Annotated in this window: 30 protein-coding genes and 2 pseudogenes; 28 read left to right on the forward strand and 4 right to left on the reverse strand. The window is 35.7% G+C overall.

The genetic code is table 11. The annotated features are described in order from the left end of the window. Window positions 1-31 precede the first annotated feature (31 nt). The 4 genes from FNK51_RS09950 to FNK51_RS09965 all read left to right on the forward strand — a co-directional run bounded on the left by FNK51_RS09950 (window position 32) and on the right by FNK51_RS09965 (window position 4,638). Window positions 32-268 carry a hypothetical protein gene (locus FNK51_RS09950; protein ID WP_141993206.1) on the forward strand — a complete coding sequence of 79 codons (237 nt, stop codon included), beginning with the start codon at window positions 32-34 and terminating at the stop codon, window positions 266-268. A gap of 138 nt (window positions 269-406) precedes the next feature. Continuing rightward, on the forward strand, window positions 407-541 hold the full coding sequence (gene sspL / locus FNK51_RS09955) for a small, acid-soluble spore protein L (RefSeq protein ID WP_141993207.1): 135 nt from the start codon (window positions 407-409) through the stop codon (window positions 539-541). A 273-nt stretch (window positions 542-814) separates the two neighbouring features. Continuing rightward, entirely contained in the window at window positions 815-3,985 is a 3,171-nt protein-coding gene (locus tag FNK51_RS09960; RefSeq protein WP_141993208.1) for an ATP-binding cassette domain-containing protein, read from the forward strand. Window positions 3,986-4,449: 464 nt separating this feature from the next. Next, on the forward strand, window positions 4,450-4,638 hold the full coding sequence (locus FNK51_RS09965) for a hypothetical protein (protein ID WP_141993209.1): 189 nt from the start codon (window positions 4,450-4,452) through the stop codon (window positions 4,636-4,638). Window positions 4,639-4,738: 100 nt separating this feature from the next. On the opposite strand, the gene FNK51_RS09970 is transcribed toward FNK51_RS09965, so the two are convergent. Next, window positions 4,739-6,007, reverse strand: coding sequence for an ATP-binding protein (locus FNK51_RS09970; RefSeq protein WP_141993210.1), 1,269 nt, complete (start codon window positions 6,005-6,007; stop codon window positions 4,739-4,741). A 210-nt stretch (window positions 6,008-6,217) separates the two neighbouring features. Here FNK51_RS09970 and FNK51_RS09975 point away from each other — a divergent pair, with 210 nt between their 5' ends. The 5 genes from FNK51_RS09975 (at window position 6,218) to FNK51_RS09995 (ending at window position 9,537) form a co-directional block, all read left to right on the forward strand. Continuing rightward, window positions 6,218-6,676, forward strand: coding sequence for an SRPBCC family protein (locus tag FNK51_RS09975; RefSeq protein ID WP_141993211.1), 459 nt, complete (start codon window positions 6,218-6,220; stop codon window positions 6,674-6,676). A 740-nt stretch (window positions 6,677-7,416) separates the two neighbouring features. After that, window positions 7,417-7,914, forward strand: coding sequence for a matrixin family metalloprotease (locus tag FNK51_RS09980; RefSeq protein ID WP_286178622.1), 498 nt, complete (start codon window positions 7,417-7,419; stop codon window positions 7,912-7,914). A gap of 22 nt (window positions 7,915-7,936) precedes the next feature. Further along, window positions 7,937-8,623, forward strand: a complete 687-nt coding sequence (locus FNK51_RS09985; protein ID WP_141993212.1) for a hypothetical protein — start codon at window positions 7,937-7,939, stop codon at window positions 8,621-8,623. Then, on the forward strand, window positions 8,607-8,969 hold the full coding sequence (locus FNK51_RS09990; protein WP_286178623.1) for a hypothetical protein: 363 nt from the start codon (window positions 8,607-8,609) through the stop codon (window positions 8,967-8,969). The genes FNK51_RS09985 and FNK51_RS09990 overlap by 17 nt, the downstream gene beginning before the upstream one ends. A gap of 181 nt (window positions 8,970-9,150) precedes the next feature. Continuing rightward, window positions 9,151-9,537 carry a hypothetical protein gene (locus FNK51_RS09995; RefSeq protein WP_286178625.1) on the forward strand — a complete coding sequence of 129 codons (387 nt, stop codon included), beginning with the start codon at window positions 9,151-9,153 and terminating at the stop codon, window positions 9,535-9,537. Between the two features lie 529 nt (window positions 9,538-10,066). Here FNK51_RS09995 and FNK51_RS10000 read toward each other — a convergent pair. Then, window positions 10,067-10,192: pseudogene (locus tag FNK51_RS10000) on the reverse strand (ornithine cyclodeaminase family protein); the annotation flags it as partial. A gap of 53 nt (window positions 10,193-10,245) precedes the next feature. On the opposite strand from FNK51_RS10000, the gene FNK51_RS10005 reads away from it, so the two are divergent. From FNK51_RS10005 to FNK51_RS10015, 3 genes are all read left to right on the forward strand, one after another. Further along, window positions 10,246-10,467, forward strand: a complete 222-nt coding sequence (locus FNK51_RS10005; protein ID WP_286178631.1) for a cupin domain-containing protein — start codon at window positions 10,246-10,248, stop codon at window positions 10,465-10,467. A 387-nt stretch (window positions 10,468-10,854) separates the two neighbouring features. Further along, window positions 10,855-11,178, forward strand: a complete 324-nt coding sequence (locus FNK51_RS10010) for a hypothetical protein (protein WP_141993214.1) — start codon at window positions 10,855-10,857, stop codon at window positions 11,176-11,178. A gap of 544 nt (window positions 11,179-11,722) precedes the next feature. Next, complete coding sequence (locus tag FNK51_RS10015; protein ID WP_098370121.1) at window positions 11,723-12,049, forward strand: hypothetical protein; 327 nt, start codon at window positions 11,723-11,725, stop codon at window positions 12,047-12,049. Between the two features lie 159 nt (window positions 12,050-12,208). On the opposite strand, the gene FNK51_RS26925 is transcribed toward FNK51_RS10015, so the two are convergent. Both FNK51_RS26925 and FNK51_RS26930 read right to left on the reverse strand, forming a co-directional pair. Beyond that, window positions 12,209-12,694 (reverse strand): alpha/beta hydrolase, encoded by a 486-nt coding sequence (locus tag FNK51_RS26925; RefSeq protein ID WP_220126985.1) that lies wholly within the window; start codon window positions 12,692-12,694, stop codon window positions 12,209-12,211. Window position 12,695: 1 nt separating this feature from the next. Beyond that, on the reverse strand, window positions 12,696-13,001 hold the full coding sequence (locus FNK51_RS26930; RefSeq protein ID WP_220126982.1) for an alpha/beta hydrolase-fold protein: 306 nt from the start codon (window positions 12,999-13,001) through the stop codon (window positions 12,696-12,698). Between the two features lie 340 nt (window positions 13,002-13,341). Here FNK51_RS26930 and FNK51_RS10025 point away from each other — a divergent pair, with 340 nt between their 5' ends. From FNK51_RS10025 to FNK51_RS26935, 16 genes and pseudogenes are all read left to right on the forward strand, one after another. Further along, on the forward strand, window positions 13,342-14,091 hold the full coding sequence (locus FNK51_RS10025) for a methionine ABC transporter ATP-binding protein (protein WP_141993215.1): 750 nt from the start codon (window positions 13,342-13,344) through the stop codon (window positions 14,089-14,091). Next, window positions 14,084-14,746, forward strand: coding sequence for a methionine ABC transporter permease (locus FNK51_RS10030; RefSeq protein ID WP_063235218.1), 663 nt, complete (start codon window positions 14,084-14,086; stop codon window positions 14,744-14,746). Before FNK51_RS10025 ends, FNK51_RS10030 begins: the two co-directional genes overlap by 8 nt. 18 nt (window positions 14,747-14,764) lie before the next feature. Continuing rightward, on the forward strand, window positions 14,765-15,592 hold the full coding sequence (locus tag FNK51_RS10035) for a MetQ/NlpA family ABC transporter substrate-binding protein (RefSeq protein ID WP_141993216.1): 828 nt from the start codon (window positions 14,765-14,767) through the stop codon (window positions 15,590-15,592). 355 nt (window positions 15,593-15,947) lie between these two features. Beyond that, the gene (locus tag FNK51_RS10040) at window positions 15,948-17,732 is read left to right on the forward strand and encodes a ribonuclease YeeF family protein (protein WP_141993217.1); all 1,785 of its coding nucleotides are present in this window, start codon (window positions 15,948-15,950) and stop codon (window positions 17,730-17,732) included. A 6-nt stretch (window positions 17,733-17,738) separates the two neighbouring features. Next, a complete protein-coding gene (locus FNK51_RS10045; RefSeq protein WP_141993218.1) occupies window positions 17,739-18,176 on the forward strand; it encodes an SMI1/KNR4 family protein in 438 nt (145 codons plus the stop codon). Window positions 18,177-18,339: 163 nt separating this feature from the next. Beyond that, window positions 18,340-18,726 carry an immunity 22 family protein gene (locus FNK51_RS10050; RefSeq protein WP_141993219.1) on the forward strand — a complete coding sequence of 129 codons (387 nt, stop codon included), beginning with the start codon at window positions 18,340-18,342 and terminating at the stop codon, window positions 18,724-18,726. A 288-nt stretch (window positions 18,727-19,014) separates the two neighbouring features. Next, entirely contained in the window at window positions 19,015-19,524 is a 510-nt protein-coding gene (locus tag FNK51_RS10055; protein WP_141993220.1) for an ankyrin repeat domain-containing protein, read from the forward strand. 34 nt (window positions 19,525-19,558) lie between these two features. Further along, window positions 19,559-20,053 (forward strand): annotated as a pseudogene (locus FNK51_RS10060) (ankyrin repeat domain-containing protein); the annotation flags it as partial. A gap of 14 nt (window positions 20,054-20,067) precedes the next feature. After that, window positions 20,068-20,403 carry a tRNA-Val4 gene (locus FNK51_RS10065; RefSeq protein ID WP_141993221.1) on the forward strand — a complete coding sequence of 112 codons (336 nt, stop codon included), beginning with the start codon at window positions 20,068-20,070 and terminating at the stop codon, window positions 20,401-20,403. Between the two features lie 37 nt (window positions 20,404-20,440). After that, the gene (locus FNK51_RS10070) at window positions 20,441-20,890 is read left to right on the forward strand and encodes an SMI1/KNR4 family protein (protein ID WP_141993222.1); all 450 of its coding nucleotides are present in this window, start codon (window positions 20,441-20,443) and stop codon (window positions 20,888-20,890) included. Between the two features lie 77 nt (window positions 20,891-20,967). Beyond that, window positions 20,968-21,423, forward strand: a complete 456-nt coding sequence (locus FNK51_RS10075) for an SMI1/KNR4 family protein (protein WP_141993223.1) — start codon at window positions 20,968-20,970, stop codon at window positions 21,421-21,423. A 95-nt stretch (window positions 21,424-21,518) separates the two neighbouring features. Beyond that, entirely contained in the window at window positions 21,519-21,878 is a 360-nt protein-coding gene (locus FNK51_RS10080) for a tRNA-Val4 (RefSeq protein ID WP_141993224.1), read from the forward strand. A gap of 73 nt (window positions 21,879-21,951) precedes the next feature. Further along, window positions 21,952-22,407 carry an SMI1/KNR4 family protein gene (locus tag FNK51_RS10085; RefSeq protein WP_141993225.1) on the forward strand — a complete coding sequence of 152 codons (456 nt, stop codon included), beginning with the start codon at window positions 21,952-21,954 and terminating at the stop codon, window positions 22,405-22,407. Window positions 22,408-22,655: 248 nt separating this feature from the next. Next, window positions 22,656-23,105, forward strand: coding sequence for an SMI1/KNR4 family protein (locus tag FNK51_RS10090; RefSeq protein WP_141993226.1), 450 nt, complete (start codon window positions 22,656-22,658; stop codon window positions 23,103-23,105). A 125-nt stretch (window positions 23,106-23,230) separates the two neighbouring features. Then, window positions 23,231-23,785, forward strand: a complete 555-nt coding sequence (locus tag FNK51_RS10095; protein ID WP_141993227.1) for a hypothetical protein — start codon at window positions 23,231-23,233, stop codon at window positions 23,783-23,785. Window positions 23,786-24,505: 720 nt separating this feature from the next. Next, a complete protein-coding gene (locus FNK51_RS26935; RefSeq protein WP_141993228.1) occupies window positions 24,506-24,784 on the forward strand; it encodes a hypothetical protein in 279 nt (92 codons plus the stop codon). Window positions 24,785-24,972 lie beyond the last annotated feature (188 nt).

The raw sequence follows: 24,972 nt of genomic DNA on the forward strand, positions 1-24,972 counted from the left end.
ATAAAGAATCTTTAGAAAAGGAGGAGATGAATTGACTAACGAGAAAGAAAACAGATCTGTAAGACTTGATCAGGCGGAAACGGGAGAAAGTCATGTGACTGGTGCATCAACAATTGAACCAGTTAATGATGGTCATTATCATTATCCAGGGCCCGTGGAAGAAGGCTATAGTGGAAATACAGGAAGAGCAGTACAGCCTGCCGGGAAAAAAAATCGCGATATTCCTCAGAACAAAGACACATTTAATTACACTCGTCTTTTAAAGTAGGACCTTCCAACATACAGCTTTTTTGAAACCTGTGTAGACTTTGGTTCTATGCAGGTTTTTTATTGGGTGATCTTTATAGAAACGACCTCGTTTTTAATTTACAACAGTTCGGACATAATATACTTGGAGGTGAAGGAAATGAGTAAAAAGACAGCAGGAAGAGGCCGTATCGCACCAAGTGTTAACCCGCAGGGACATGGAAAAGATGTGGAATTCTCCACTGAGCCAAAAAGTGATCTTGAAAACAAGGCAAAAAAGTCCAATACAAAATAAGCGCATTGGGCAAAAATATGGTCATACTTCATAAAGAATGCCCTTCTCTTAGACGAGAGGGGCTTTTATAATCTATAAGAAGGCTCAATTTGCATGGAATTGGAAAAATATCCAACACTAAGCCCACGGTTTTTGTCGATGATTAATAGGTTTTTGGAACAGTGAAATGTGAAAGAATGGCAGGATGGAGCTGCCTTTTAAAAAAATGCCAAATACATTTGTCGCTGTGCTAATATGAAAGACTGAGCTTAATAAAATGGAGAGGAGTTACAAATGAAAATAAATCGATTAATAGCGAACAATATAAACCATTTAGATGCAGCACTGCCAGATGATCAATCATTAGGAATTGCTGGTTTATCCGGTTCCGGGAAAACGACTTTTTGTCAAACCATTGGGGAAGAATCCAAGAAGCGTCTTGTTTCCTTATTGCCCAAGTCTGAATATCAGTATTTATTTCCTAATATTATGGAAACCAACTTCAGCGCCATCAAGATGGAAGAAATGCCGCTTGTCCTTTTTCTCGGCAAATCATCCATTTCAGCCAATCCCCGTTCAACCATTGGCACACATACTGGTGTGTTTAAAGAGATTCGTGTTTGTCTTGCTGAAAAATTCAATCTTTCTCCGGAAGTTTTTTCCTTTAATAACGCCTTAGGCTGGTGTCCCAGCTGTAAAGGACGCGGTACGACGAAAAATGTCGAGTGTTCTAAGTGTGAGGGGAAACGCTACAATCAAGACGTCGAGCAATATACCATTGAATTATTAGATCGCCCGCATACTATTTCCGATATCAACAACTTAAGCATTGAAACAATCCTTTCACTTGCAGAGACATTACATATTAGTGAAGCTAAACAGCATATTCTCCAAAATATAATCAATATGAATATTGGCTATTTAGGCTTGAACCGTATAATGGGGACAGTGTCAGGGGGAGAATTAACCCGGCTGTATTTGGCCGAATTCATGGCAACAAGTGAAAATACCGTGATCATCATTGATGAAATCTCCGTCGGTCTTGATCATCAAACCCTATTGAAAATTTTGGAACAGATCGAGCAATTAGGTTATAAAAATCAAATTTGGCTCATTGATCATTCAGACACGGTGTTAGATAGCACAGATGAACAATTGTTCTTTGGACCTGGCAGCGGGAAATATGGCGGGAAAATCGTTGAGGAATCACCGCGTCCCAAACCAATCAGCTGGGAACGAAATGAAGCGACGCCAACGGAATACTATCAATTTCAGGATCTTTACTGCCGTAATATTCAAATGGAGGAAATCCGGATTCCCAAGAATAGGCTCGTTACCTTTACGGGTGAGTCGGGATGCGGTAAATCCACACTTGTCAATGAATGTATCTCCAAGGATTTTCAGAAGCGGTATCCAAAGGATAAACTGGTCATGGTCGGGCAGGACCGAAACAAATCGATTACAAGTCGATCAACCGTTGCGACGTTTCTTGATATTAAAAAGAAACTCACCAAATACAGTGATGAAATTGATGATATTTTTCTGCGTTCGATTGAAGATATCATCGAAGAATTGCCAAAGGAAGACATCGCCCATAAACGCTTGAGTTTATTGATCAAACTTGGACTTGGTTATTTGACGTTAGAAAGAAAAACACAAACACTATCGACGGGTGAATTTCAATGTGTCCACTTAGTTTCCGAGCTGTTCGCGAAGACAAGAAACCCACACACGCTGTTCATTTTCGACGAGCCTTCAAAAGGGTTATCGCAAAACATTTTAAACCAATTCATCGATAGTGTCAGGGTCATCCTGGAGGATGAATCCGTCTCTATCATCATGATTGAGCATAATGGTTATATGCTGGAAAGCTCGGATTATATCGTTGATTTTGGTAAAAGACAGCTTGCACCTGTCCAACATCTCGACGTTGTCAGTCATGATGAGCATTATCGTCACAAAGATAGTGGAGATCGAGTGGAGCCATTGCAAATCTCTTCCACACTTCGGTCGAAAAATGGCATCAATTATTTACAGAAAAACCACCTGGACTATTTCAAAAAGGCAGAGAACGTCTATAAGGGCGGCATTTTAAAAAGCTTATCACCAATCGCTCGTGTGATTTATGGGGAGTACGAGTCAGACACGATTGCACCTGTCATCGCCATCGACCTTGAACGGCACTTGTACAGTCAATATACGTTTCTTTATGAATTGGGCGGAATGATCAACCATATAGTGACGGCACATCCGACCAATAAGGATACAAGAAGCTTTGATTTCTATTCTGCAGAAAATCATTGTCCGAGCTGTTCAGGGCGTCGGGTCATTGAAAAATTTGACATTGATGTCGTCATTCAAGATAAAAACGTGCCATTCTGGGATGGCTTATTACATCCAGACGTGATGGAAGTATTAAAATATTATCAACATTCAAAGCTGCAATTCCTGTTTCATGAGATCAAGAATGAACTCGGTCACGACATTAGTAAAAGCTATAATGAGATGACAGATGCCGAAAAGCACACCTTCTTATATGGGTATTGGGAAAAGTCCTTTTACGATAAAGCAGGCAAGGCATCGCGAATTTGGGAAGGATTCAATTTCATCATTGGGCGTTATATCTTCGTATCGAAATCAATCATTAAAGAGCAGATGAAAGAAACAAAAGAGATAATCGCCTGTCCTGTCTGTCAAGGAACGGTCCTGAACCATCATAAAAAACTGACATTTGGTGATACGGACATTCGCGAGATCATCCAACAGCCGATTGATCAAGTCATCAAAATTGTAGGAAAGCTTCCGGAACTGGAAAAACTAAAAGCAATTGTGGGCGGCGATATCGCCCTTACTGATGATGTCTCATTCCTTCCTAGGGAAACAAAAGCAGCGTTGAAAATGCTCGAACTAGAACTAGCAAGCTTTGTCGGCTATGAAGTGGTTTTACAAAATACCCAACCATTCTGGGACAGCATCAAAGGCAATATCGAAGCAATCAGCAGCAACAACCAAATCACCATCTGTGACTTTGCCGATATTAACGAAACAAGAGAAACCATTATTGATAAATACTTCACCAATGGCAAATACAAAAAACTAACCTATGTCTATGAAACATTTGGCTACAAAAAAATCGTCACCCAAATCAATAAAATTAAAGCAAGTCATAAATGCCCATTCTGTAATGGAAAGAAAGTCATTTCAGAAGATAACCTCCATGACGGTGTATATAAATTAACGATACCGTGTGTGAGTTGTCATGCCAGTGGCATCAATGATGAAGGGCGTAAAGCAATCGTCGAAGACATCGACGTACAGACCTGGCTGACAGGGAAAGTAAGCGATGTTGTGGCTGAAAGTGAACGTACCGAGGCCGTTGCCGATATCCCCATTTTCGCCCGGAATCGTGAGCTGAACAAACGAGATATGATGGCGGTTTATCAATGCCTTGAACAGAAAAAATAAATTTGACAGCGCTATATTGCAAAAAGTCCGCCGTAATGGCGGACTCAGACTGTAGACAAACTCGACGAAAATCGGGTTTGTCTACAATTTTTTTGGTTTTTAAACTTTGCCCGTTGATTTCCACTGCAGGCACTCGCTTTCCGCGGGCGGTCCGGGAGCCTCCTCGTCGCTTTTGCGCCTGTGGGGTCTCCCCTGGACTCGCTTTTCCCGCAGGAGTCTCGTACCATCCGTTCCAATCAACTTTGTTTTTAAAATTTAGATAGAACCCCTTTTGTCTACAAACTAAAAGTCCGCTGTAAATGGCGGACTTCTGTTTAAATATAAAAAAGATTCAGAGTACGAATAGTGAGTGAAGTTCGAACATGAACGGTCGAATATAGTGCCTCAACGGTCGAATACTATGTGGGGTAGGTAGAATACTGTGCGTGAACGGCCGAATATTGTGTGGTTTAGGTCGATAAACTGTGTCAATGGCCCAAGAAAGCGCAGCTGGTCGAATAAAGTGCTCCGGTTTAATGTTTTTTTACTGTAATCCTCATTGGATTGAAGAAATTTGCGACACTCCTGCCGAATTACTGGCTAGCCGAGACACCACAGGCGCTTGCGCCGAGGAGGCTTGGCAGGCAGTCGGCGGAAAGGGAGCGGATTTCTGAAATCATCTGAACTTTTTAAATAAAAAACTGCAGGCAAACTGAGTTTTCATCGAGTTTGTCTACAGTTTGAAAGTCCGCCGATAATGGCGGACTTTTTTTATTATTTTGCAGAATAACCTTCTTGATAAACGGGAAGTGTTACTGAAATCGTTGTTCCCTTATTCATCAGGCTAGTTATATGAAGTGTACCGTTCATCGTTTGGATGGTCTTAACAGCTACCATTGATCCCAACCCTGTCCCTTTTTCCTTGGAACTGTAATAAGGTTCGCCAAAACGATTTATTTGTTCATTGTTCATGCCTATTCCATTGTCACTTATTTCAATAATGATGTCGAAATTATTTATATAGGAAACAATACTAAGTTCCCCGCCGTCTGGCATTGCCTCAATACCATTTTTAATCAGGTTCAGGAAGCATTGCTTGAAATGTTGAACATTCCCCCGGGTAATGCCTGGAGTCAACTGTTCAGATATAGTAACTAAATTCATGCTGGCCAATGGTTTTATCATTTCAAGCACATATCCTATTTCACGGTTAATTGAAATAGGATCCACTTTTTCAATTGCAGGTTTTGCAAATGCTAAATATTCACTAATAATGGATTCTGCACTATTAAGCTCTCTAACGACATGCTCTATATATTGTTCTTTTACATCTTGAGTTAGATCATGAGCTTTTAGCAGTTGAACAAATCCTTTCACAACTGTTAAAGGATTTCTAACTTCATGTGAAATACTAGCTGCAAGCTGACTGACTACCTCCATTTTTTCAAGCCTTATCATTTGTGTTCGGATTAAAATGGCATCTTTTAAAATTTCCATTATATATACAGCTATAGCGATAATGAAAGGAGGGAGGATAATAAAGTAAAATACATACGCCTCCGTTATTTGAAAATAATCAGACATAACGAGTGAAATAGAGCTGGTTAGTATTCCTAGAAACAAAATTAATAGTATGGAGCTATTCAGCTTATTTTTTCTATTGAAATTTTTGAATTTGGAAGAAAAAAGAGCCGTTATAATAAAGATAACGATATAAACAATTAACGTAAGTAAATTGAAACCATAAAAAGCAAACCTAAAAGTTAATATGATGACTAACAGAGCAGCCCCTACAGGCCAACCACCATAAAGTGTCCCTATTATAAAAGGAATTTGCCTGAGATCATGGACACAATATTCATCTATATAAATAGGAAACTTCATACATAATATAATAGGAATGCTCATGCATGCAGTAATAAGGGTCTTGCCATACTGACTTAACCTTTTGCCATGATCTAATAAAATGTAATAAATCAAAATACTTACTAAGATATAAAATAGATTATCTAAAATGTTTTGATTAATATAAATAAAATTCATAGGATTCTCCTGAAAAAGTAACCGTTTCGTTTATTATACAAGAATAACACCAAAAAAGAGAATCTTAATAAAGTAATTTATTTACAAAAAGACAAAAAAAGAGTTATTTATTGTATCTAGGTGAAAAATGAAACTTATTTAACGATTTATCAGTTGGAAAGTTGGTTTTACATAATAAAGGAAATATAATGAAGACAGAGGTGATTATCATTGAAAAAATGGACAAGAGAAATAGAAATAAACGCACCGATTGAACACGTTTGGAAGTTTCTTGATGGTTCTGTAGAAAATATGCAAAAAATCATGCCTCAAGTAGTTGAACAAAAGCCGGTTAAAATAACGGAAGAAGTGGTTGGAAGCGTATATCGCCAAAAATATAGAGAAGGAAAACGAACAGAAGAGTATGATATAGAAACATTGGAATATTTGAATGAGACTAATGAGAAAAAGCTTAAAGTAGGATTTATACTTGCAAAAATGTTTGACATTACAGCTTTTTATGAACTAAATAAAATCAATGACAATAGAACTTCCTTTACATATACAGTCACCAGTCGCCCATTAAAGTGGTTTTTGAAATTACTTTTACTATTTGCCACCGATAAAGTGGTCGTTGAATTTTTAGAACGTGTCAAAAAGGTAGCTGAAGCAGAAACAAGTGGATCGTGAATGAATGAAGTCAATCTTCCGCATTATAGGGGGGCATACAACTTGCCCATGTTGGAGGGTGTGCTTTGATCGTTTCATTCCACTGCAGGCACTCGCTTTCCGCGGGCGGTCCGCCCTTGGCGCTCTTTGTACCTGTGAGGTCTCCCTTGGACACGCTTTTCCCGCAGGAGTCTCGCACACCCGCTCCAATCAACTCTGCATGAAAACTAAGTTGACACAGCAACACATAAGAAAAGAATCCATCTTTATTCAAGGTGGATTCTTTTTTTTATTTGTCGTGAATTAATCTTTCAACCCCTTGGCACCTCTGGTGTCAGTTTTTTTTATTTATGGGAAAAAGGCATCACATGAGAGGAGTAACGGGTTCACAGCTTTTTATCCCTCTTACTAATTTAATTGAGTAATTAATTTTTAAACCCTTTTTCGGTGAATCACAGAAACGATTCCATATGTGAAATTCCTGAATTCAATTTTGAGACCTATCAATCTGAATTTATGGTTATTATGCCATTATAGGAATGAAAATCAAAAATGGGAGGAGGAAAAAAGAAAAAACAGTTGATGATTATAGGTAGTTTATGTTTTTTGAACAATTGAATGCTGTATTTGCTGAGACAAATTATAAGTGAAGATGTAAAAAGAAGTATGGAAGCATAACTTTTTTGCAAAAACGTTAATGTTTATTTAATTTACCTAATATTCAATACTATTAAAATATATAGCCTTTGGGGGACTATTCATTGAAGAAGAAAATGGGAATAATAGTAACAGCAGCATCTTTAGTTTTTATGTTTACGATACCAATGAGTGCTTCAGCAGCCACAGCTAAAACATTATCTTGGAATCTTGTAGACTCTGGGAAACACATGGATTGGGATGGTAGTACAAAATATCAAACTCAGTTTAATGCAGGAGTTAAAACATGGAATGGCTTTAAAAGTGGGGTAATTAGAAAAGATTCGGCAAAGGTAATACAAGATGTTGCGATTTCTGATTATAGTGAAAAATCAAGTGTTGCAGGAGTAACTTCATCTCAAGGTTCTATAAGGTTTAATAAATATGTAATGGATACTTTAAGTGCTACAAAAAAACAAAATGTGGCAACACATGAATTAGGACATGCATTAGGGTTGGCACATAATACATCAAGTGATGTCATGTATAAATATGTTTCTACAAAGACATCATTAAGTGCAAATGATAAAGCTTCTTATACCGCTGCTTATAAGAAATACTAAAAGGAAGAGGAGGGGTGAAAAAATGGGTAAGAAAAAAGTTCAGTTACTTGCTTCACTATTATTTATAGGTAGTCTTTCTTTGATAGTTTCAGCTTGTTCTAATTCCAAGAAAGATGTAAGCACTGTAAGTTCGGAGGATAAAAAAAATCTAAAGGTAATTCAAATGGATGGTACTTTTGCTGTAGATGTGGATGATCCAAATGAAACTGTAGGTGATGCAGATTACGTTTTTATAGGCCGAGTCGATGAAGATGTTGACACTCTATACAAAGATCCTGTAACAATTGAAACTAGTGACGGTGCTAAAGAGATTTCAACACCGTATACAAATTACCAAGTTACTGTCCTGCAAAATATAAAGGGTGATTTAGTTACAGATACTTCCATACCTATTCAAAAGGCTGGAGGGATAAATGAAGACGGCTCTTCTGTTGTTTTGTATGAAGATGATACATTACCGGAAGAAAGAAAATCATATGTGTTTTTAGCGTATGCACAAGATGATGGTTCATTATTAGTATCAGGTCCAAATTCGAATGAATACGTTGAAGGTATTAAGCAAGATGTGACTAGTGAAAAAATGGAAAAAGGTAAAGCTTCTTTGAACGAGGAAGCCACAGAGGTAGTTTCTGAGTATGAAAATGCATATGAAAATGAAATACCTACAGATAGAGACCGTTCAGAATCTGAATTTGATAAAGAGCAATAAAAATTTAAAAGCAGGTGCATTATGGGTAGCAGGTAAGGTAGCTAATGATAACACAAAAAATAAGAGGTATGTGCATTATGAAGCAATGAGAACTTCAAACTCTAAGGGGCTATGGGTTGGTCCAGGTAGATCTAAATCGAAAGCAATTTCAAGATTTAAAAGTGGATTAGATACTTGGAGTATTGGCTCATCAAATGCACTCAGTATAGCAAAAGGTGCTTCACCAACTGGACGATATAGATTTGATTCAGCACATACTGCTGGTAAAGGAAAACGTACATTTGCACATTATCAACCTCATGAATATGGTACCCACTCATTCTACGGAGGAGGTAAGCTCTGGTAATTTATCAATTTAATTTACAAAGGAAGTATTCTATGGCAAAAAATACGGCTTCGCGAATTTATTCCCTCCTAAAAGAATTGAGGAAGTAGCTTATATATTAGAGCATGATTTAGACGGAATAGAGATTCCTAAAGAAGATGAACGTATAAAATATATACTGGCTGATCCTTATGCTCCAGAAATGAAGCTAATTAAAGGAGTATATTTAATCTATAATAAAACGATACTAGAATTACTCACAGGAAAAATTCATTCTATTAATAGCTATGAATTTAGATGCCCTAAGAAAAAGAATAGAAAGATCTCAGATACAGACATAGAATATGCACTGGACATGGCAACAATTGTAGTACTTGCAAGCACAAATAATAAAATACTCACGACCTATTTTATTAGTGGTTCTGCTGAAAAACTAAACAGTATATTAAACTTATGTATTGGCTACTCCAAAGATTTAGAATACGATGAATATAAAGCTAGTTTACAAAATTTTAAAAATGATATTGAAATAGTTAGTCAGATGGGATTATTAGATAAAATACTTGGAAATGATTCTGGCGTAAGTTAAGTAATTAAAGATTTCTGTATATTAAATAGTTAAACACACCCAGGTACTTTTATGGGTGTGTTTTTGTTCGGTCTCCACTAGTAACTACATCCAATGTCATTTTTATTCAGAAATTTCTTTAGCACCCTCTTCATGCCAAGAAAGTACTATTCCAATCATAACTAGTTAAGGTAAGTGTCCTCATTCATATAAACATACAATAACCTGATGAAATGTTCCAGTAAATGTAAAGATACTATAGGCTAAGCTGAATATTAATCATTGAAGTAGTTAGCAGTGGAGCTGTATGTAGCAATGGATGAAAATCATGCGTCTGTAGTGAGCAGTGCGGTTAAAAACCAGCCTCCGAGACTTAGTGAACATCACCATTCTTTGCGGCTATTTTTATGATTAACGATCCATCGTTTCTATTTTCAATGTCAAATAACCGCCGTAGCGACTTAATGAAGTAGTTGGAAAAGAATAGGTCACCATGAGTTCCTTCTGGATTTAACTCAAATAATAGACCGCAACATGTACGAGCTTCTTTTTATACCTCAATCTCCATCCCGATGTTCCGTTCTTTTGATTGGCGGTAAACGCCTTTTGCGACAGCAAGGTCAAAGTAAGCAGCACCGACTGATTTAAAGAAGGTAATTTCCTCTTCATTTTCCCTGTTTTCATTATCAGAATTTATCCAGCGGCATACGTGATGCTGTTTTTTCGCCTATTCTTGTCACCTTAAAGCCAGGGGAAAATAAAGGAAGCGCTTTTTCCCATAGCGGACATGAATTTTTATTCATTATCGAAGGGAAGTTAACCGTGGAAATAGAGGGAGAAAGAACAGAACTTCATGAACAGCAGTCATTCATGTTCGATGCTAGAAAAGCCCATTACTGGTTTAACTTCTCGGATCAAATTGTCCGGTTTTTGGTGGTGTCGTCGAAATAACGTCACGGTGTTCTGGAATGAAAGTATGTTCAGTTAACGAAAAATGTCGTACAAAAGGATAGATGTAAACAGGTATTCCTCACTGTTCATCTATTCTTTCTTTTAACCTTGTTAAATGTGTGACAGTAAATAAAATTATTAAAGCCGGAAAGAATGGGAAGTTTTCCATAAATGAAAATCCTGAATTCAATTTTGGAATCTATCAATCTGGATTTATGGTTATTATGCTAATATAAAAGATTAAAAATGGAGAGAAGAAAATGAAAATACAGTGGTTGATTTGCCTAGGGAGTTACTCGAGGAACTTGAAGGTATTTATACCTTTTAAGAGAACCATATGAATTAGAGTTTGAACAATTTTAGAGAAGCACTTGTAATCGGAATTTTATGGATGAAGGTAGAGACTTTGGATTATCTGAATTAAGTTTTTTCTCACTCATCTTTACTAAGCTTTTAGGGGGACACCATATTGACAAAGTTTTATTATCAATATTAGGTGGAGTTTTAATTGGAGGAATTATATGTTACCTTTTTATGGATTATGAGACTTCGAACTATGTAATTCAAAATTATTATGGACTTGATGAGAAAGAAATTAAAGAATGGGATTTTTCTTATATCACACAAGCTGGCTTCATAATTTTGATAACCACTCTACTGATTTACTTTTCTTGGGTCGTAGTAGAAAAGCGTATTGATAAAAACAAATAGATGTGAAAAATCATTAACATTATTAATATATTGATGTTTATTGAAATGTGTTATCGTTACTATGCTAGATGGCAGTTACATGATGGAGTAACGGATTTAAGTAGAAATAAAAGTGGGAAAATTTTTAACCCTGCTGCTGGTTGGGCCCACTAAAGAGAGGTAATAAGTTTACATGAATACAACTTTTAAAATAATTCTTTTAATATTACTGAGTATTTTAATAGTGGTTCAAATATTTATGACGAAAGCAGTATTTGATGTTGTCGACCAACTGACAAATATTTCTCAGACATTACCTGGTATATTGGACCGATAAAGTTGTTAAAAAGACGACATTGCTATTTTAATTGTCCGTGTTTTTGGACAGTCATAATTATGAATAAAAATAATTTTAATAGGGTTACAGGTCAATACTGGGGCGGCCAACATCGGAATACAAACCTTCCACTTTATACATGTTCTTAGAATTTAGAACCGTGGCAGCCATTACTTATATTAAGGTCTGGACATCCAGAATAAGTTATTTTTATAAGGGGAGCATAAGATGCTAATTGAAAGTATGAGTGATTTTTTTTATGAGCCATTATACATACCTATTTTATTGATACTGCTTGGATTATTATATTTAGGTATTTTAGTATATAGTTTTACAAAAATTAAGTTTAATATCATAGGATATTTTTTAATAGGAATATCTATAACAACATATCTCCTTGTTGGATTGTATATGACCGGAAAAGGATATTATTTAGACGGACACGCTCCGGAAATGTTGCTATTTGGAAGCTTTGGTTTTTTAGAGCTTGCTTTGTTAACTTATCCTTATATATTCCTTACTTTGGGGGTGGCTCTTGGGAAAAAAGGCGAATAATTCAGGTAGTTTATTTCTTATTTTGAGAATTGAAAACCTTACTTTAGTAAAATAGGACTCTCTAAATGAATTTCGTGCCGGGTCTGTCAATGCCTTGAAGCCCCCAAGATTGGATGAAAATCACCATTCTTGGGGCTGTTGTGAAGCAATCGATTAAGGCTAATTAACCGTTTCGTTTTTATTTTCCATGCCAAATAACCAACGAAGTGATTGAATGAAGTAGTTAGAAAAGAACAGGTCATCATGAGTTCCTTCTGGATCTGACGCAAATAATAGTCTAGATTCCAAATAGCCTTCCTTGATAAATTCAAGGTGGGCCTTCTTCGTATAGTCAACCATATGCTTTTGTATCGTTTCTTTATAAATTCCCTCTAATTCCCCAACATATAAAAAGAGCTGATGATTTTGACGATTCACAGTTGGTTTGATATGGATATTTCCTTGCCGTTCAATCTTTTCTCCTTGAAGATAGCGAAGAACGTCCTCGTACCAAAAGGAAGCGGATAATGAGATATATTGATGGAATACCTCCGGATAATAATAGGAGGAGAAAATCGAAACAAGTCCTCTTAATGAGCAGCCGGAAATAGCTGTATGTGAAGGTTCAGGATTCGTAGCATAATGGGCATCTATATATGGCTTTATTTCAGTTACAACAGTATGTTAAATAAATCTGTGCTTGTCCTTCAAAGGTAGGAGCAAGTGGTGCAAGTGATGGTGCCTCCCACGGCGTATAGTCATTTTTGCGATTAATGGGTTCAATTCCAATAACGATAAGCGGTTCAATTTGACCTGAAACAATTAAATGATCGATATAGTTTGCAGCTTGCTTGGCAGTTTCTCCACCATCATGCATATAGATCGTTCGGTATTTCTTGGTATGATCGTAACCTGAGGGTAAGATGACACATACCTCATAGTTGGCAATTTTCTCATCAAGGTATTGAATCATGTATTTTCCTCCGCGTCCTTTAGAAAATTCGTATTTTGAAGTTTAGAAAAAAATAAATGATAATGATAACCATTATCATTTATAATTATGATACACGCTCAGTTATTTTGAAAGGAATAATCCGATTAATAGAAATAAAGGATGATGATAATGAAATAATCACTCATATCTAAGAATGGTAGCCAATAGAAGAGAGCTTAATATGGTTGGAAGTCTTTAACTGTTAATTTGTGTCTTTGCATTAGGTCCTCATTAGTTGATAAAATGAGTTGTGTTTCTTTGATGAAACTATGATGAGGAGCGCTATGCTTACCTTTCAACAAATAGAAAGTGGGATTTTATGATTAACCTGGATCAAGTGAGTAAAAAATTTTCACAGTTTCAGGCCATTAAGTCTGTTACTTTAACAATACCTAAAGGTGAAATTCATGGAATAATCGGAGCAAGTGGAGCAGGGAAATCAACGTTGCTGCGGCTAATGAATTTGTTGGAGACCCCAGATGCGGGCGAAGTGGAGGTAAACGGCCAAAGATTGACCACATTGAACAATAAAGCACTTCGAGGGGCACGGAAGTCGATTGGCATGATCTTTCAGCATTTTAATCTTGTGGCAAATAAAACGGTTTATGACAATGTGGCGGCCTCTTTAGAACTGGCAAATTACCCAAAGAAAGAACGTCGGAACCGTGTTGTAGAGTGTCTTCAATTTGTCGGATTGGAGAAGGAGATGGAGAGATATCCTGCACAATTAAGCGGGGGACAAAAGCAACGTGTTGCCATTGCAAGGGCATTGGCAAATAACCCGCAAGTGTTATTATGCGATGAACCGACTTCCTCCCTTGATCCAAGTACAACGGCTGAAATATTAGACGTGCTAGAGGACATAAACAAACGCTTCGGTGTGACGATTGTCATTGTTAGTCATGAGCTGGATGTCATTAAAAGTATATGCAATCGTGTATCGATTATGGCAGATGGAGAGATTTATGACACGGTCTTAATCGAACCAACCGGGATTCAAAAAAGGGATAATCGTCCAGAATACTTTATCGAACAATTAGCAGAGAATGGTGGGCTAGGCCATGCCTGAGATTTTAGTTCAATATGAGGCAGAAATTTGGCAGTCAATTGGAGAAACCATTACCATGGTTGGTGTGTCCATTTTAGCTGCGATTTTGATTGGATTGCCTGTCGGGACCTTGCTATTTCTTTGTAGGAAGGGTCATTTGCTTGAAAATCCGTGGGCTTTCTCGATTTTAAATTTACTTGTGAATATTATCCGCTCATTCCCATTTTTGTTATTGGTTGTTTTTTTAATCCCGTTTACAAGGCTCATAATCGGCACAGCCATTGGTACAGCATCTGCTTGCGTTCCATTAGCGATCATTGCCATTGCCCATTATTCGCGATTGGTCGAGCAATCTTTATTGGACGTGCCAAAGGGTGTGATCGAGGCAGCCATTTCCATGGGGGCTTCTGTAAAGGATGTCATATTTAAATTTCTTTACGTGGAGGCTCGTTCAGGACTTGTCCTCGGACTAACAACCTCGATTATCAGCTTTATTTCCTATTCAACGATCATGGGAGTGGTCGGAGGCGGCGGTATCGGTGACTTTGCCATTCGGTATGGCTATCAGCAGTTTAAAACAGAGCTAATGATTTATATGATTATCATTATGATTATTCTAGTACAGCTTATCCAATTCATTGGAACAGCTGTAGCCAGAATGATTGATAAAAGATAAATAATGGAGGGAAACATCATGAAAAAAATACTCTTTCTCATGACAGCAATCATGTTGCTTTTAGTAGGATGTGGAAAGACGAATGAAGTAAAAGAGAAAGAAAATGCGCAGAATCAGGAGAAGGAAGAGGTAACATTGAAAGTGGCCTCACTCATTCCCCCAATGACGGAAATTCTTGAGCTTGTTAAACCAAAGCTGGCAGAGGAGGGCATTAACCTGGAAATGGTTGTATTAGGTGATAATGTGCAGCCTAACACCGCACTAGCGGCAGGAGAAGTGGATGTGAACTTCTTCCAACACGTTCCATATATGGAGGAATTCAATCGAAACAAAAATGCCGAGCTTGTACCAGTGAAACCAATTTATTTTGCCAATTATGGGGTGTATTCCAAAGAATACGATTCAATGGATCAATTGCCAGAGGGTGCCGTTATTGCCATTGCAAATGATGTGTCGAATATTGATCGTTCATTGGCATTGCTAGCACAGCATAAAGTTATTACTTTAAAGGAAAAAAAGGGTCCATACTATACAATGTCTGATATTACTGAGAACCCTAAAAACTATAAGTTTAAAGAAGTGGATTTATTAATGCTAGCGAGAACGTATGATGAAGCAGATGCGATAGTGATAACACCTGCTTACGCTGCACCACTTGGTCTGACACCAAAAAATGACGCTCTTCTCACAGAAGGTGTTGAAAATGACTTTGCGATTACATTAGTGGCACGCAAGGATAACGTGGATTCTGAGCCAGTCCAAAAGTTGGCCAAGGCCATGACAAGCCCAGAGGTACGCAAATTTTTAGAAGAGAAATATAGTGAAACGGCCATACCGGCATTTTAATTTTGATACAAAGAAAGGGCTATTCCTCAGGAATAGCCCTTTTTTACGTGTTTGTGATCGCCCATCGTCTAGCTACTATAAAAAATACTGTTCAGCTTGCCAATTTTGTGGCTCCTGGACAGCCCATTTTTGTTCAATAATCCAAAGCTTAAAGAAATATTCTATTAGCCTATCCTCTTTATACTAATAACTATTTACTTCATTTTTAATCCGTTTAGTAAAAAGTCCTTTCAATTCTTGAATAAATGAAGAAACTCTTCTAAAATATAATCAGTCCATAATTTTACAGTAAATAAAATTATTACATACAAATGAAATCAAGTTATAAGAAAAGAAGTTGAAAGGACTTTCAATAATGTCTATGATTTACGAATCTCAAACACTAGTTTCTGCCATGCAAACGCGTGTCGGGCAATATAATGACCTAAAAGAACAGCTCACGGAATTAAAAAAAGGATTTGAGAGTATCGTCAATTTGGACGATGAGCTGCAGGGTCAAGGCGCAGAGGCCATTAAAGGATTTTACAAAGCGCAGATTGATGTTGTGGATTCTTGGCTGCGTCTGATCAATCGGCATGTTGCCTTTTTAAGTGGAATTCAAGGAGATACTATCGAAGCTAATCTTAGTGAAACCGTGGTTACGGTTCCTTTTTTAGAGGAAGAGCTGGAGAACGCCAGCCGGAATTCCAAAGAATTGGTCACAGCCCAAAAAAATGATCTGAAAAAAATATTCTCCGGAATTGATGATATCATTCAGTTAGAGCCTTTCTCTGATGAAGCGTTCTTTGAAAATATGGAGAAAGCTGAAAGGAAACGGAACCAAACGATAGACAAAGTAAACGAGATTGATCATAAGTGGACGGCTGAATATGCTAAATCCGAAGCAGACCAAGCGGCAGTGACGGCACTCATGGAGCAATTGAAAGTATCCAGTACAAGGGGAGGAGTAGTATCCCCTCTCTATTTTAATGCAGCAGCTTATAAAAATAGTGAAGCCTATAAAAACCTAGAAGTAAGGAAAAAAGAAACCGCGGAATATCTTAAGGTTAAGAAAGAGGAAGCGGAGAATCGCCGGATCAAAGAATTAAAGGCACAACTCGATCATGTAACAGATCCAGATGAGTTCCTCAAAATAGCCAAGCAGATCGGGTATGAAAAATTAGCGCCCACCCAGCAGCAATATGTCCTACAATTAGAATCCTCTAAGCAAACGGCAGACATTGCAAAAGGAATTGGCGTAGGACTTTATGATGTTGGTAAAGACTTTGTGACGGGAGTTTGGGATTTTGTCACAGATCCTGGGGAAACGGTTGAAGGTGTAGCAAATTCAATCATGCACCCGATAAAAACCTATAAATATATTTCCAAGTCCATCTCGGATTCATATGAAAGAGATATGGTAAATGGCGATGCCTATTCGCGGGCTCACTGGGTATCATATGCTCTTGGAACAGTCGTAACGTCAGTAGTAGGAACAAAAGGCGCAGGAGCCATAACGAAGACTGGGGTAGCCACTACCAAGGCCGCTGCAGTAAACGGTGCAACAAAGGCAAAAGAACTGGCCACTATCGCTAACCTATTGCCATACAATCCTAAAAACCAACTGTCGTTGGCAGGGGCAGTACCTTATAATGTGGTTAATGGTGTTGGATTAAAAGAACAATTAATTTCGATGGCGAAAGTGGAGTCGGAAGTTAGTGGTAGGGGTACGGGTAAAATTGATTACGATTTAGCTAAAGATTATATTAGAAATGTCGAGACAATAACGGGATTAAAGATTCATAAAGCACAAACACAACAAATAAAGGAAGCTTTAAGGAATCATAAATTTGAAAAAATGACACCAGTTGAGACTATGAAACATAGAAACAAGTTTAACAGTGTAAAAGACAAACTAATAAGTGAATGGGAAGGAAAAACAGGACAAAAATGGCCCCGTTATACAGAAGAAGTTTATGATAAGAACGGTAGAGTCGCGAGAGATATCGCGCAACCTTATGATGCGCATCATATTATAGAAAATAATTTTGGTGGTCCACATGAATGGTGGAATATACATCCTGCCAAATTTCCTGATGAACATCAGGCAGGCATTCATGGTAAAGGATCTCCATCAAATAAATTGTTTCCAAGGAGGTAATTGATGGTGGCTAAATTTGATTATATTAAAAATAGTAATCATAAGTTTTTTCCATTAAAAGAAAATGACCTTATAAAAGCAGAGGAAAGACTGGGATTTAAATTTCCCCCTGAACTAAGGGAGTTATACTTAGAAGTTGGTTATGGTTTTTTTAAAGGCAATAATGAGAATTCAATAAGTAGATTAATGGATCCTGATACTATTGCAGATATTACACTAAGGGAAGGTATCTATGAGTATGACCCTGACTTAGAGGGGATTTATGAAGAAGCAGACAAACTTGTTTTTTATGAAGTAAACGAGGGTGTATATTTAACACTTGATTTAAATGATACTCAAAGGACCTCTGTACACTTCTTTGACAATAAAATAGCTGATTCATTAGAGAGTTTTATAAAAAAAGTTGATGAAGACAATGAATACTTTTTTGATATGATGGAGTAATAAATATTGAAACTTATCCTTGATTGGCAAAATGCCTTTCAAGGTTCCTTTTTTTGTAGGGCTTCCCAGTGAACCGTTTATAATTTAAAGAATAGAAATAACTCTACTACTGAATGTCAATGTCTATCACTTAGGTGGATTGAAACCAAATAGGAGGTAGCTTATGCAAAAAGAAGGATTTGTATCATTTTGGGTAGGGAATATTAACACATCAGAGGAATTAGACAATTTACTTGAAATTTCTTATACAGAGGATGGGGATTTTATTCCATCAATGTTTGCTCGAAGCTTTGGCATCGAAAGATATGACGACGCTGTTAGAGAAGCAGATTTTTATGATGAAGCTGATAACTCGCTTAGTCGATTATTAGAAGGGTTCTCTTACGATGATGACATTATTCCTGAATTTTCTACGTTGTGTGGCGCGCAGTTGCCAAGTGAGTATAATGTTGTAATTCTTCTATACAACTTTAAATATGAGGGTATTAAAAAGAAAACCGCAATTAATAAAAGTAATTTAGAGTTTTTAGGTGCAGTAGAATACTTGTAATTTAGATAAAAAACCTTGATTGGCTTAAGCTTTTCGAGGTTTTTTTATGTATTATATAGAGTTTAAAGTTACACCTAAAGTTATAGATGAGATAGACATTTAGGTTGTAATTCTATTTAGTATATAAATTTTTTTGAAATGGGTACTTTATATTTTTAAAGAAAAATATTAAATCTTTATGTGCGCCCATATCCCCTAAAAATGCCGAAAGAAAGGAACAAAGGCAGGTGCAGATCTTTGGTGATATTTTAAAGTACTAGAAACCTTGTAAATAAAGGAGAAACTAAAATGGATAAAACTCAAATTGCGAAAGACATTAGAGGTGCCATAAAAAGTGGCCAATTGGATACGGTAAAAGATTTACTTGAGAAAGAACCAGAAATGTTAACATGGATGACACCCTTTGGTACATGGTTACATATAGCAGCAGCTTATGGGCGTTTAGAAATAATACAATATCTTATGAATGCCGGGATAAGTACTAATGCACAGGGAGGAACTTTTTCTACAAATGCCCTTGAAAGAGCAGCTACAAAAGGGCATTTAGATATTGCCGAATATCTCATTAACCAGAATGTTGAGATTGATACTAGTGAACCAGATAGAAATCCTTTGTTTGCAGCAATATATGGTGGTCATTTTGAGATTGTTAAATTGTTAGTTGAGAATAATATAGATATATTTATAAAATACTCTGGTGACAACAAGAAAGATATGGATGCTTATACATCTGCCATTGAAAGAGGACAAATAGAAATTGCTGAATATTTAAAGCAAAGAATGGATGTAAAAGAATAGAAAAGTGAACTGAAAAGGAGGAAATAGTTAAGGGATGGATAATAAACAAGTTGCAAAAGAAGTTCGTTCGGCTATAAAAAAAGGCAATATAGAAAAAGTAGTTGAATTAATCGGCTCTAATGCTGAACATTTAAATATGATGACTCCGTTTGGTACGTGGCTTCATGTCGCAGCTTCTAGAGGGGAGTTAAATATAGTTAAAAAACTAATAGAACTTGGTTCAAATATTAATGTGCTAGGTGGAGTATACGGTGGTGGAGCATTGAACGAAGCTGCTTCTGCAGGGCATATTGATATAGTAAGATATTTATTATCTTGTAGGGCTGATATGGACGTAAGCGAACCAGAAAGAAACCCATTGTTTGGAGCAATTAGTAATGGGCATGTTAATATTGCAAAACTATTAATTGAAAGTGGCATAGATACAGAGGTTAAATATAGTGGTGAATCTATGAAAGATATGGACGCATTAATTTTTGCAAGGGAACAAGGGCAAGAGGAAATCGTTAAGTTGTTAGAAAATCAAAAAGGGGATCAAATCATATGAAATATTCATACGAGTTTAAGAAAGATCCATTTGGTGATTTAGGAATAATTTTGCCGGAAGAAATTTGTCTTTTCACAGATTTCATTGAAAATATTGCAACAGTAGACCAAGTCGATGAATATATAGAATATATCGAAAAGGTTTTAAAAGGGACATTTGATGACTTTGAAATTGAATTAAATGCTACAAGTGTACTCATAAAAAAAGATGTAACAATTGTTGAAAACTTTTTTAGAATTGAAGAACCTCAAGAAAATACGATAGAAACAAAGCAATTTATAGAATTACTTTTAGTATGGCGAGATAAAATTCCAGAGATATTCCAAAGATAAACCATTAATGGAAAATAGATAAGAGGAGGATTTTAAAATGGTTAGAATTAAAAACTCGCATAATAAACTTTCTCTAGAAGTGATAGAGCAATTTGAAACAGAAAATAATGTGAAATTAACGGAAAAGTATAAGGGGTTTTTACTTAAATGGAATGGGGGAACCCCCGAGCCAAATTTATTTGATATATCTGAAGAGCAGGGAAAAAGTGTTTTGAATGTATTTAATGGGATAGGTGACATGTATGATAACTTGGAAGAGGTTATAGACATATATGAGTTTAGACTTCCAGATGGATTTATTCCAATAGCAGATGATCCTGCTGGTAATGCTATATGCTTAGCCACTAAAGTACCTTATATGGATAATATTTATTTTTGGAATCATGAGCAAGAACCTGAAAATCCTGATGATATGAGCAATATGTATTTTCTAGCGAATGATATTAATGAATTTTTAGAAAAATTACATGAAGACGTTGAAGAATAATCCATCTTATTTAATCAAGGATTTCAAAGTATTGGAGAGGAAAGCAATACGGAACTAAAGACTAGAAGGTGAATTAGTTGAAGTATTCTAAGTTACAAGAATTTATTAAAACAAATCGTCAAGAAGCTTATTTTACAGGTGGAGTAAGTGATGAAAAAGTTAAAGAAACCGAAATTAAACTACAAGTCCCACTTCCGGATAGCTATAAATGGTTTTTAAGAAACTATGGTTATGGTGGCATTTTTGGTGTAGAAATAATTGGGTATGGTTTAACAGGTCCTGCAGTAGTAGATGCCACTAAAGATTATCAGAAGTATTATAAATTAATTGACGGGATAGTTGTAATAGAAAGTGTTGATGAATTTGCTTACTGTCTCGATACTAATAAAATGCAAAATGGAGAATGCCCAGTGATTCTTTGGGATAACCAAGAAGGATATGGTTTTACCGCAGCTGACAATTTTCTAGACTATTTGATCGAAAGTCTTGAGGAGGCAAAAGAAAACTGGGATGAAGACGAAGAGGATTGGTGAAAGCTGGATTTATATGAATTGATAATGCTATAAGGATTTTTTGGAACGGCTGATAGCTCTTTTGAAATTCAATGGGACTACGATGGAGGTTGAGTATGAAATATTCATACGATTTTTTTAGAGACCATGTTGGGACATTGAGAATAAAATTATCGGATGAAATAAAATTATTCGCTGATTTTATTGAAGACATCCCTACAGAGGAAGAAGCAGAAGAGTATATTACGCTAGTTGAAAATGTCTTAAATGGTTTATATCAGGATTTTGAGATTCAACTTAATGCAACAAGTGTGCTAATAAAAAAAGATATGACAGTCCTTGAACACTTTTATACATATGAAGAGCCTTATGAAAACGAAATGGAGACTGAAGAATTTAAGGAACTCATGTTAATATGGAAAAGTAAAATTCCAGAAAGATTCAAGAAAAATGAAAATTGGAATTCATGCTTCTAATTTGATTATTCCCTTAGTGTATTCTTCATACTTGTCCGTGCGTTACGAAACTAAGGATTAAAAGGTGATTTCGTTGAATTATTCAGGTCTACAGGAATTCATTAAGAAATATGGCAAAGATGATGATTTTACAGGTGGGGTAAGTGAAGACAAAGTTAAAGAAACAGAAAATAAATTACAAGTCCCACTTCCGGAGAGCTACAAATGGTTTTTAAAAAACTATGGCTCAGGGGGAAGTTTTGGTATTGATATAATTGGTTATGACTTTGTAGGTGCATCAGTAGTAACTGCTACCAAAGATCATCAAAAGTATTATGGTTTAATCGATGGACTTCTGGTTATAGAAGATATTGATGAATTTGCCTATTGCCTCGATACTAATAAAATGAAAGATGGAGAATGCCTAGTTATTACGTGGGATAATCAGGAAGGCTATGGTCGAACGCTTGCCGATAATTTTTTAGACTATTTAATCGAACGCCTTGAATTGGTAAAAGAAGATTGGGATGAAGATGAAGAAGATTGGTAAAAGCTGAGGGTAATAGTTATTTATCATGATTTGCTATAAAGTAAGAAATGTTTTTATATCAGAAGAAGTGGATAGAGCCTTTCGAAGATCAAAGGAACTATCTGTATTTTTGTTCATTTAGATTTATCGTGCACCCTTATCTTACCGCAAAAAAGGAACAAAACAGCTAGGCAAAAGAATTAGTCTCAATTCCTAATCTTTTGCCTTACAATCTAAACACCAACTATTGTTTGAAGGGGGATTACTGAATGAATAAAGAGGTAATAACAAATTTTATTAATGAACATAAGGAATCAGATGACTTTACTGGTGGAGTAGATGTAAGTCAAATCAATGTAGTTCAAAATGAGTTAGGGGTGGAATTACCAGAAAGTTATAAGTGGTTTTTAACGACCTATGGTTCTGGTGGGTCATTTGGTGTTGATATTTTAGGAGTGGCTAAGTCAAATAGAGCTCCAGTTGTTGTTAATACGAAGAGTTATAGAGTGTTAGGATTGGATAAGGATTTAGTAGTTATTGAAAATGCTGGAGAATATGTTTATTGTCTATATACAAGCAAAATGGAAAATAATGAGTGCCCAGTAATAGCGTGGAATAGACAAGGGGGACTTGATGACTACAATACAGCAAAGAACTTTTATGAGTTTTTATCACAAAGGCTATTGGATGCAAAAGAAGCATGGGAAGAAGATTTTTAAAATAGAAAACTAGAAGCAATTACAAATGTGACATGCCTTTTAGGTTTATGTGGAAATTAATTGGGAAGTTAAAATATAAAAGAAAACGTAGTTTCGAAAGTTTGCATAAAAGGATGTGGTTATAAATGAATGATGATATACCTCTTAAATCAGAAACCCCAATATTAGGAACAGACCAAACTATGTTAGATTTCTGGCAATGGGGATTTTCAAAAATTTTAACAAACAATCTAAGGGGAATTTTTGCCGAGTTTTTAATTGGAACTGCTCTTGGCTGTTTAAATCAATTACGAGTTGAATGGGACGCATATGATTTAGTTTATAAAGGCATGAAAATCGAGGTGAAATCCTCTGCGTATATACAAGCATGGCATAAAGAAAAATATTCAAACATCAGTTTTAGTATTGGGGCAAAAAAAGAATATGATTATGAAACAAATAAATATAGCCCGACCGTAAAACGAAATGCAGATATATATGTCTTTTGTTTACTAAAAGAGAAAAACTTAGAATTAATTGAACCATTAAATATGACACAATGGGAATTTTACGTTGCATTAACTAAAGACTTAGATATACATTTTCCCCATCAAAAAACAATATCTTTAAATTCACTCAAAAAAATAGCTCAACCAAGTACATATGAAGAATTAAAAAAGGTAATAGATGGTCTATTGTAGGGGTAGTTACATTTAAAGGGAACCGGTAGGTAAATGAAGCTGGAAATAAGGTAATGCAAAAGGTCTTAAAGTAAACGTAGCGGACGAACCAAAAGCAGCCATTGAAAAAGTAATGGTAGAATAAGTCACGGTGATAAGTCATTACCTAGCGGTAAATCGATATTCTTAATTTTAAAAGAAGAAGAAAGAAGCCTTCCTTCTTCTTTTTATTTATATCTAATTTACCCTATTTAAGGTTAAGGTTAAGGTTAAGGTGAACCTTATCATAAGTATAATGAGAAAAGCTTTATCTTTATCAAAACACATTTAAATATATCGTTATTTTCTGATAGTTATTATAATATGAAATTAGAAAACAACTATTACAAAAGTGGAGGAAATATGGAAATAATACTTGTAATTTTATTTATACTTATATTATTAGTAGCTCTATATTTTATAGATGCCCAAAAAAATTATGAAGATTTTCCTTATTTTGTGTATCCTGATGAAATGATAAGGTTTTTTTTGTATTTAAATATTACATATGGGAATTAAATAAAAAAGAACAGCTAAAAAAGATTTTTAACCAGTCATAGCATAGTTGAAGTTGAAGGCTTTAATTACCAAATTACACATGGTGGTTTTATATACAATTCATCGAATGATGTATTTTTTGAAAAAGAAATTAGATATTATGGAAAGCCATTATTAGCTCAATCAACCGTTAATTACAATAACGTGATTATTAACCAATATGGTAATGGACGTATTAGTCTAGATTACAGCACCAATGTGATTAACAATGAGATAATTGAGATTGAAAACTATCTATCCGAAGATCATATTGTTAACATTGAAGATATAGAAGCAATAGAACTTTTTTTAGAAAAGGTTAAAAGTAACCAAATTATTGAAAAAGAAGAATTGAGTATGATATATAAACTGTTTATGAAATATGAACCGTTAGCTAGTTTCGGTTTAAATTTATTAGGTGCTATTCAAAACTTTATTAAGTAAAAATGGGTTATTTATTTTTGGTGAATCTAAAAATAATCAAAATCATTTATCAAAAATATTAAAAAAACCACGAAATGGTGAATTTATAGGATCTTTATTTGATGCATTATCAAAAAAAATGGCATCAATCATATTGTTTCTAATGATGGAGTGTTTAAAAAAAAGTGGGATGATGAAGAGAAATTTAG

Origin of the sequence: Bacillus sp. B4EP4a (assembly GCF_006680105.1) — a bacterium.
Lineage (GTDB): Bacteria > Bacillota > Bacilli > Bacillales > DSM-1321 > Peribacillus > Peribacillus simplex_E.

Coding starts and splice junctions, on each gene's coding strand:
- sspL (WP_141993207.1), top strand. CDS start 407: ATGAGTAAAAAGACAGCAGGAAGAGGCCGTATCGCACCAAGTGTTAAC.
- FNK51_RS09960 (WP_141993208.1), top strand. CDS start 815: ATGAAAATAAATCGATTAATAGCGAACAATATAAACCATTTAGATGCA.
- FNK51_RS09970 (WP_141993210.1), bottom strand. CDS start 6,007: ATGAATTTTATTTATATTAATCAAAACATTTTAGATAATCTATTTTAT.
- FNK51_RS09985 (WP_141993212.1), top strand. CDS start 7,937: ATGGGTAAGAAAAAAGTTCAGTTACTTGCTTCACTATTATTTATAGGT.
- FNK51_RS09995 (WP_286178625.1), top strand. CDS start 9,151: ATGAAGCTAATTAAAGGAGTATATTTAATCTATAATAAAACGATACTA.
- FNK51_RS10010 (WP_141993214.1), top strand. CDS start 10,855: ATGGATGAAGGTAGAGACTTTGGATTATCTGAATTAAGTTTTTTCTCA.
- FNK51_RS10015 (WP_098370121.1), top strand. CDS start 11,723: ATGCTAATTGAAAGTATGAGTGATTTTTTTTATGAGCCATTATACATA.
- FNK51_RS26930 (WP_220126982.1), bottom strand. CDS start 13,001: ATGATTCAATACCTTGATGAGAAAATTGCCAACTATGAGGTATGTGTC.
- FNK51_RS10025 (WP_141993215.1), top strand. CDS start 13,342: ATGATTAACCTGGATCAAGTGAGTAAAAAATTTTCACAGTTTCAGGCC.
- FNK51_RS10030 (WP_063235218.1), top strand. CDS start 14,084: ATGCCTGAGATTTTAGTTCAATATGAGGCAGAAATTTGGCAGTCAATT.
- FNK51_RS10035 (WP_141993216.1), top strand. CDS start 14,765: ATGAAAAAAATACTCTTTCTCATGACAGCAATCATGTTGCTTTTAGTA.
- FNK51_RS10040 (WP_141993217.1), top strand. CDS start 15,948: ATGTCTATGATTTACGAATCTCAAACACTAGTTTCTGCCATGCAAACG.
- FNK51_RS10050 (WP_141993219.1), top strand. CDS start 18,340: ATGCAAAAAGAAGGATTTGTATCATTTTGGGTAGGGAATATTAACACA.
- FNK51_RS10055 (WP_141993220.1), top strand. CDS start 19,015: ATGGATAAAACTCAAATTGCGAAAGACATTAGAGGTGCCATAAAAAGT.
- FNK51_RS10065 (WP_141993221.1), top strand. CDS start 20,068: ATGAAATATTCATACGAGTTTAAGAAAGATCCATTTGGTGATTTAGGA.
- FNK51_RS10070 (WP_141993222.1), top strand. CDS start 20,441: ATGGTTAGAATTAAAAACTCGCATAATAAACTTTCTCTAGAAGTGATA.
- FNK51_RS10080 (WP_141993224.1), top strand. CDS start 21,519: ATGAAATATTCATACGATTTTTTTAGAGACCATGTTGGGACATTGAGA.
- FNK51_RS10090 (WP_141993226.1), top strand. CDS start 22,656: ATGAATAAAGAGGTAATAACAAATTTTATTAATGAACATAAGGAATCA.
- FNK51_RS10095 (WP_141993227.1), top strand. CDS start 23,231: ATGAATGATGATATACCTCTTAAATCAGAAACCCCAATATTAGGAACA.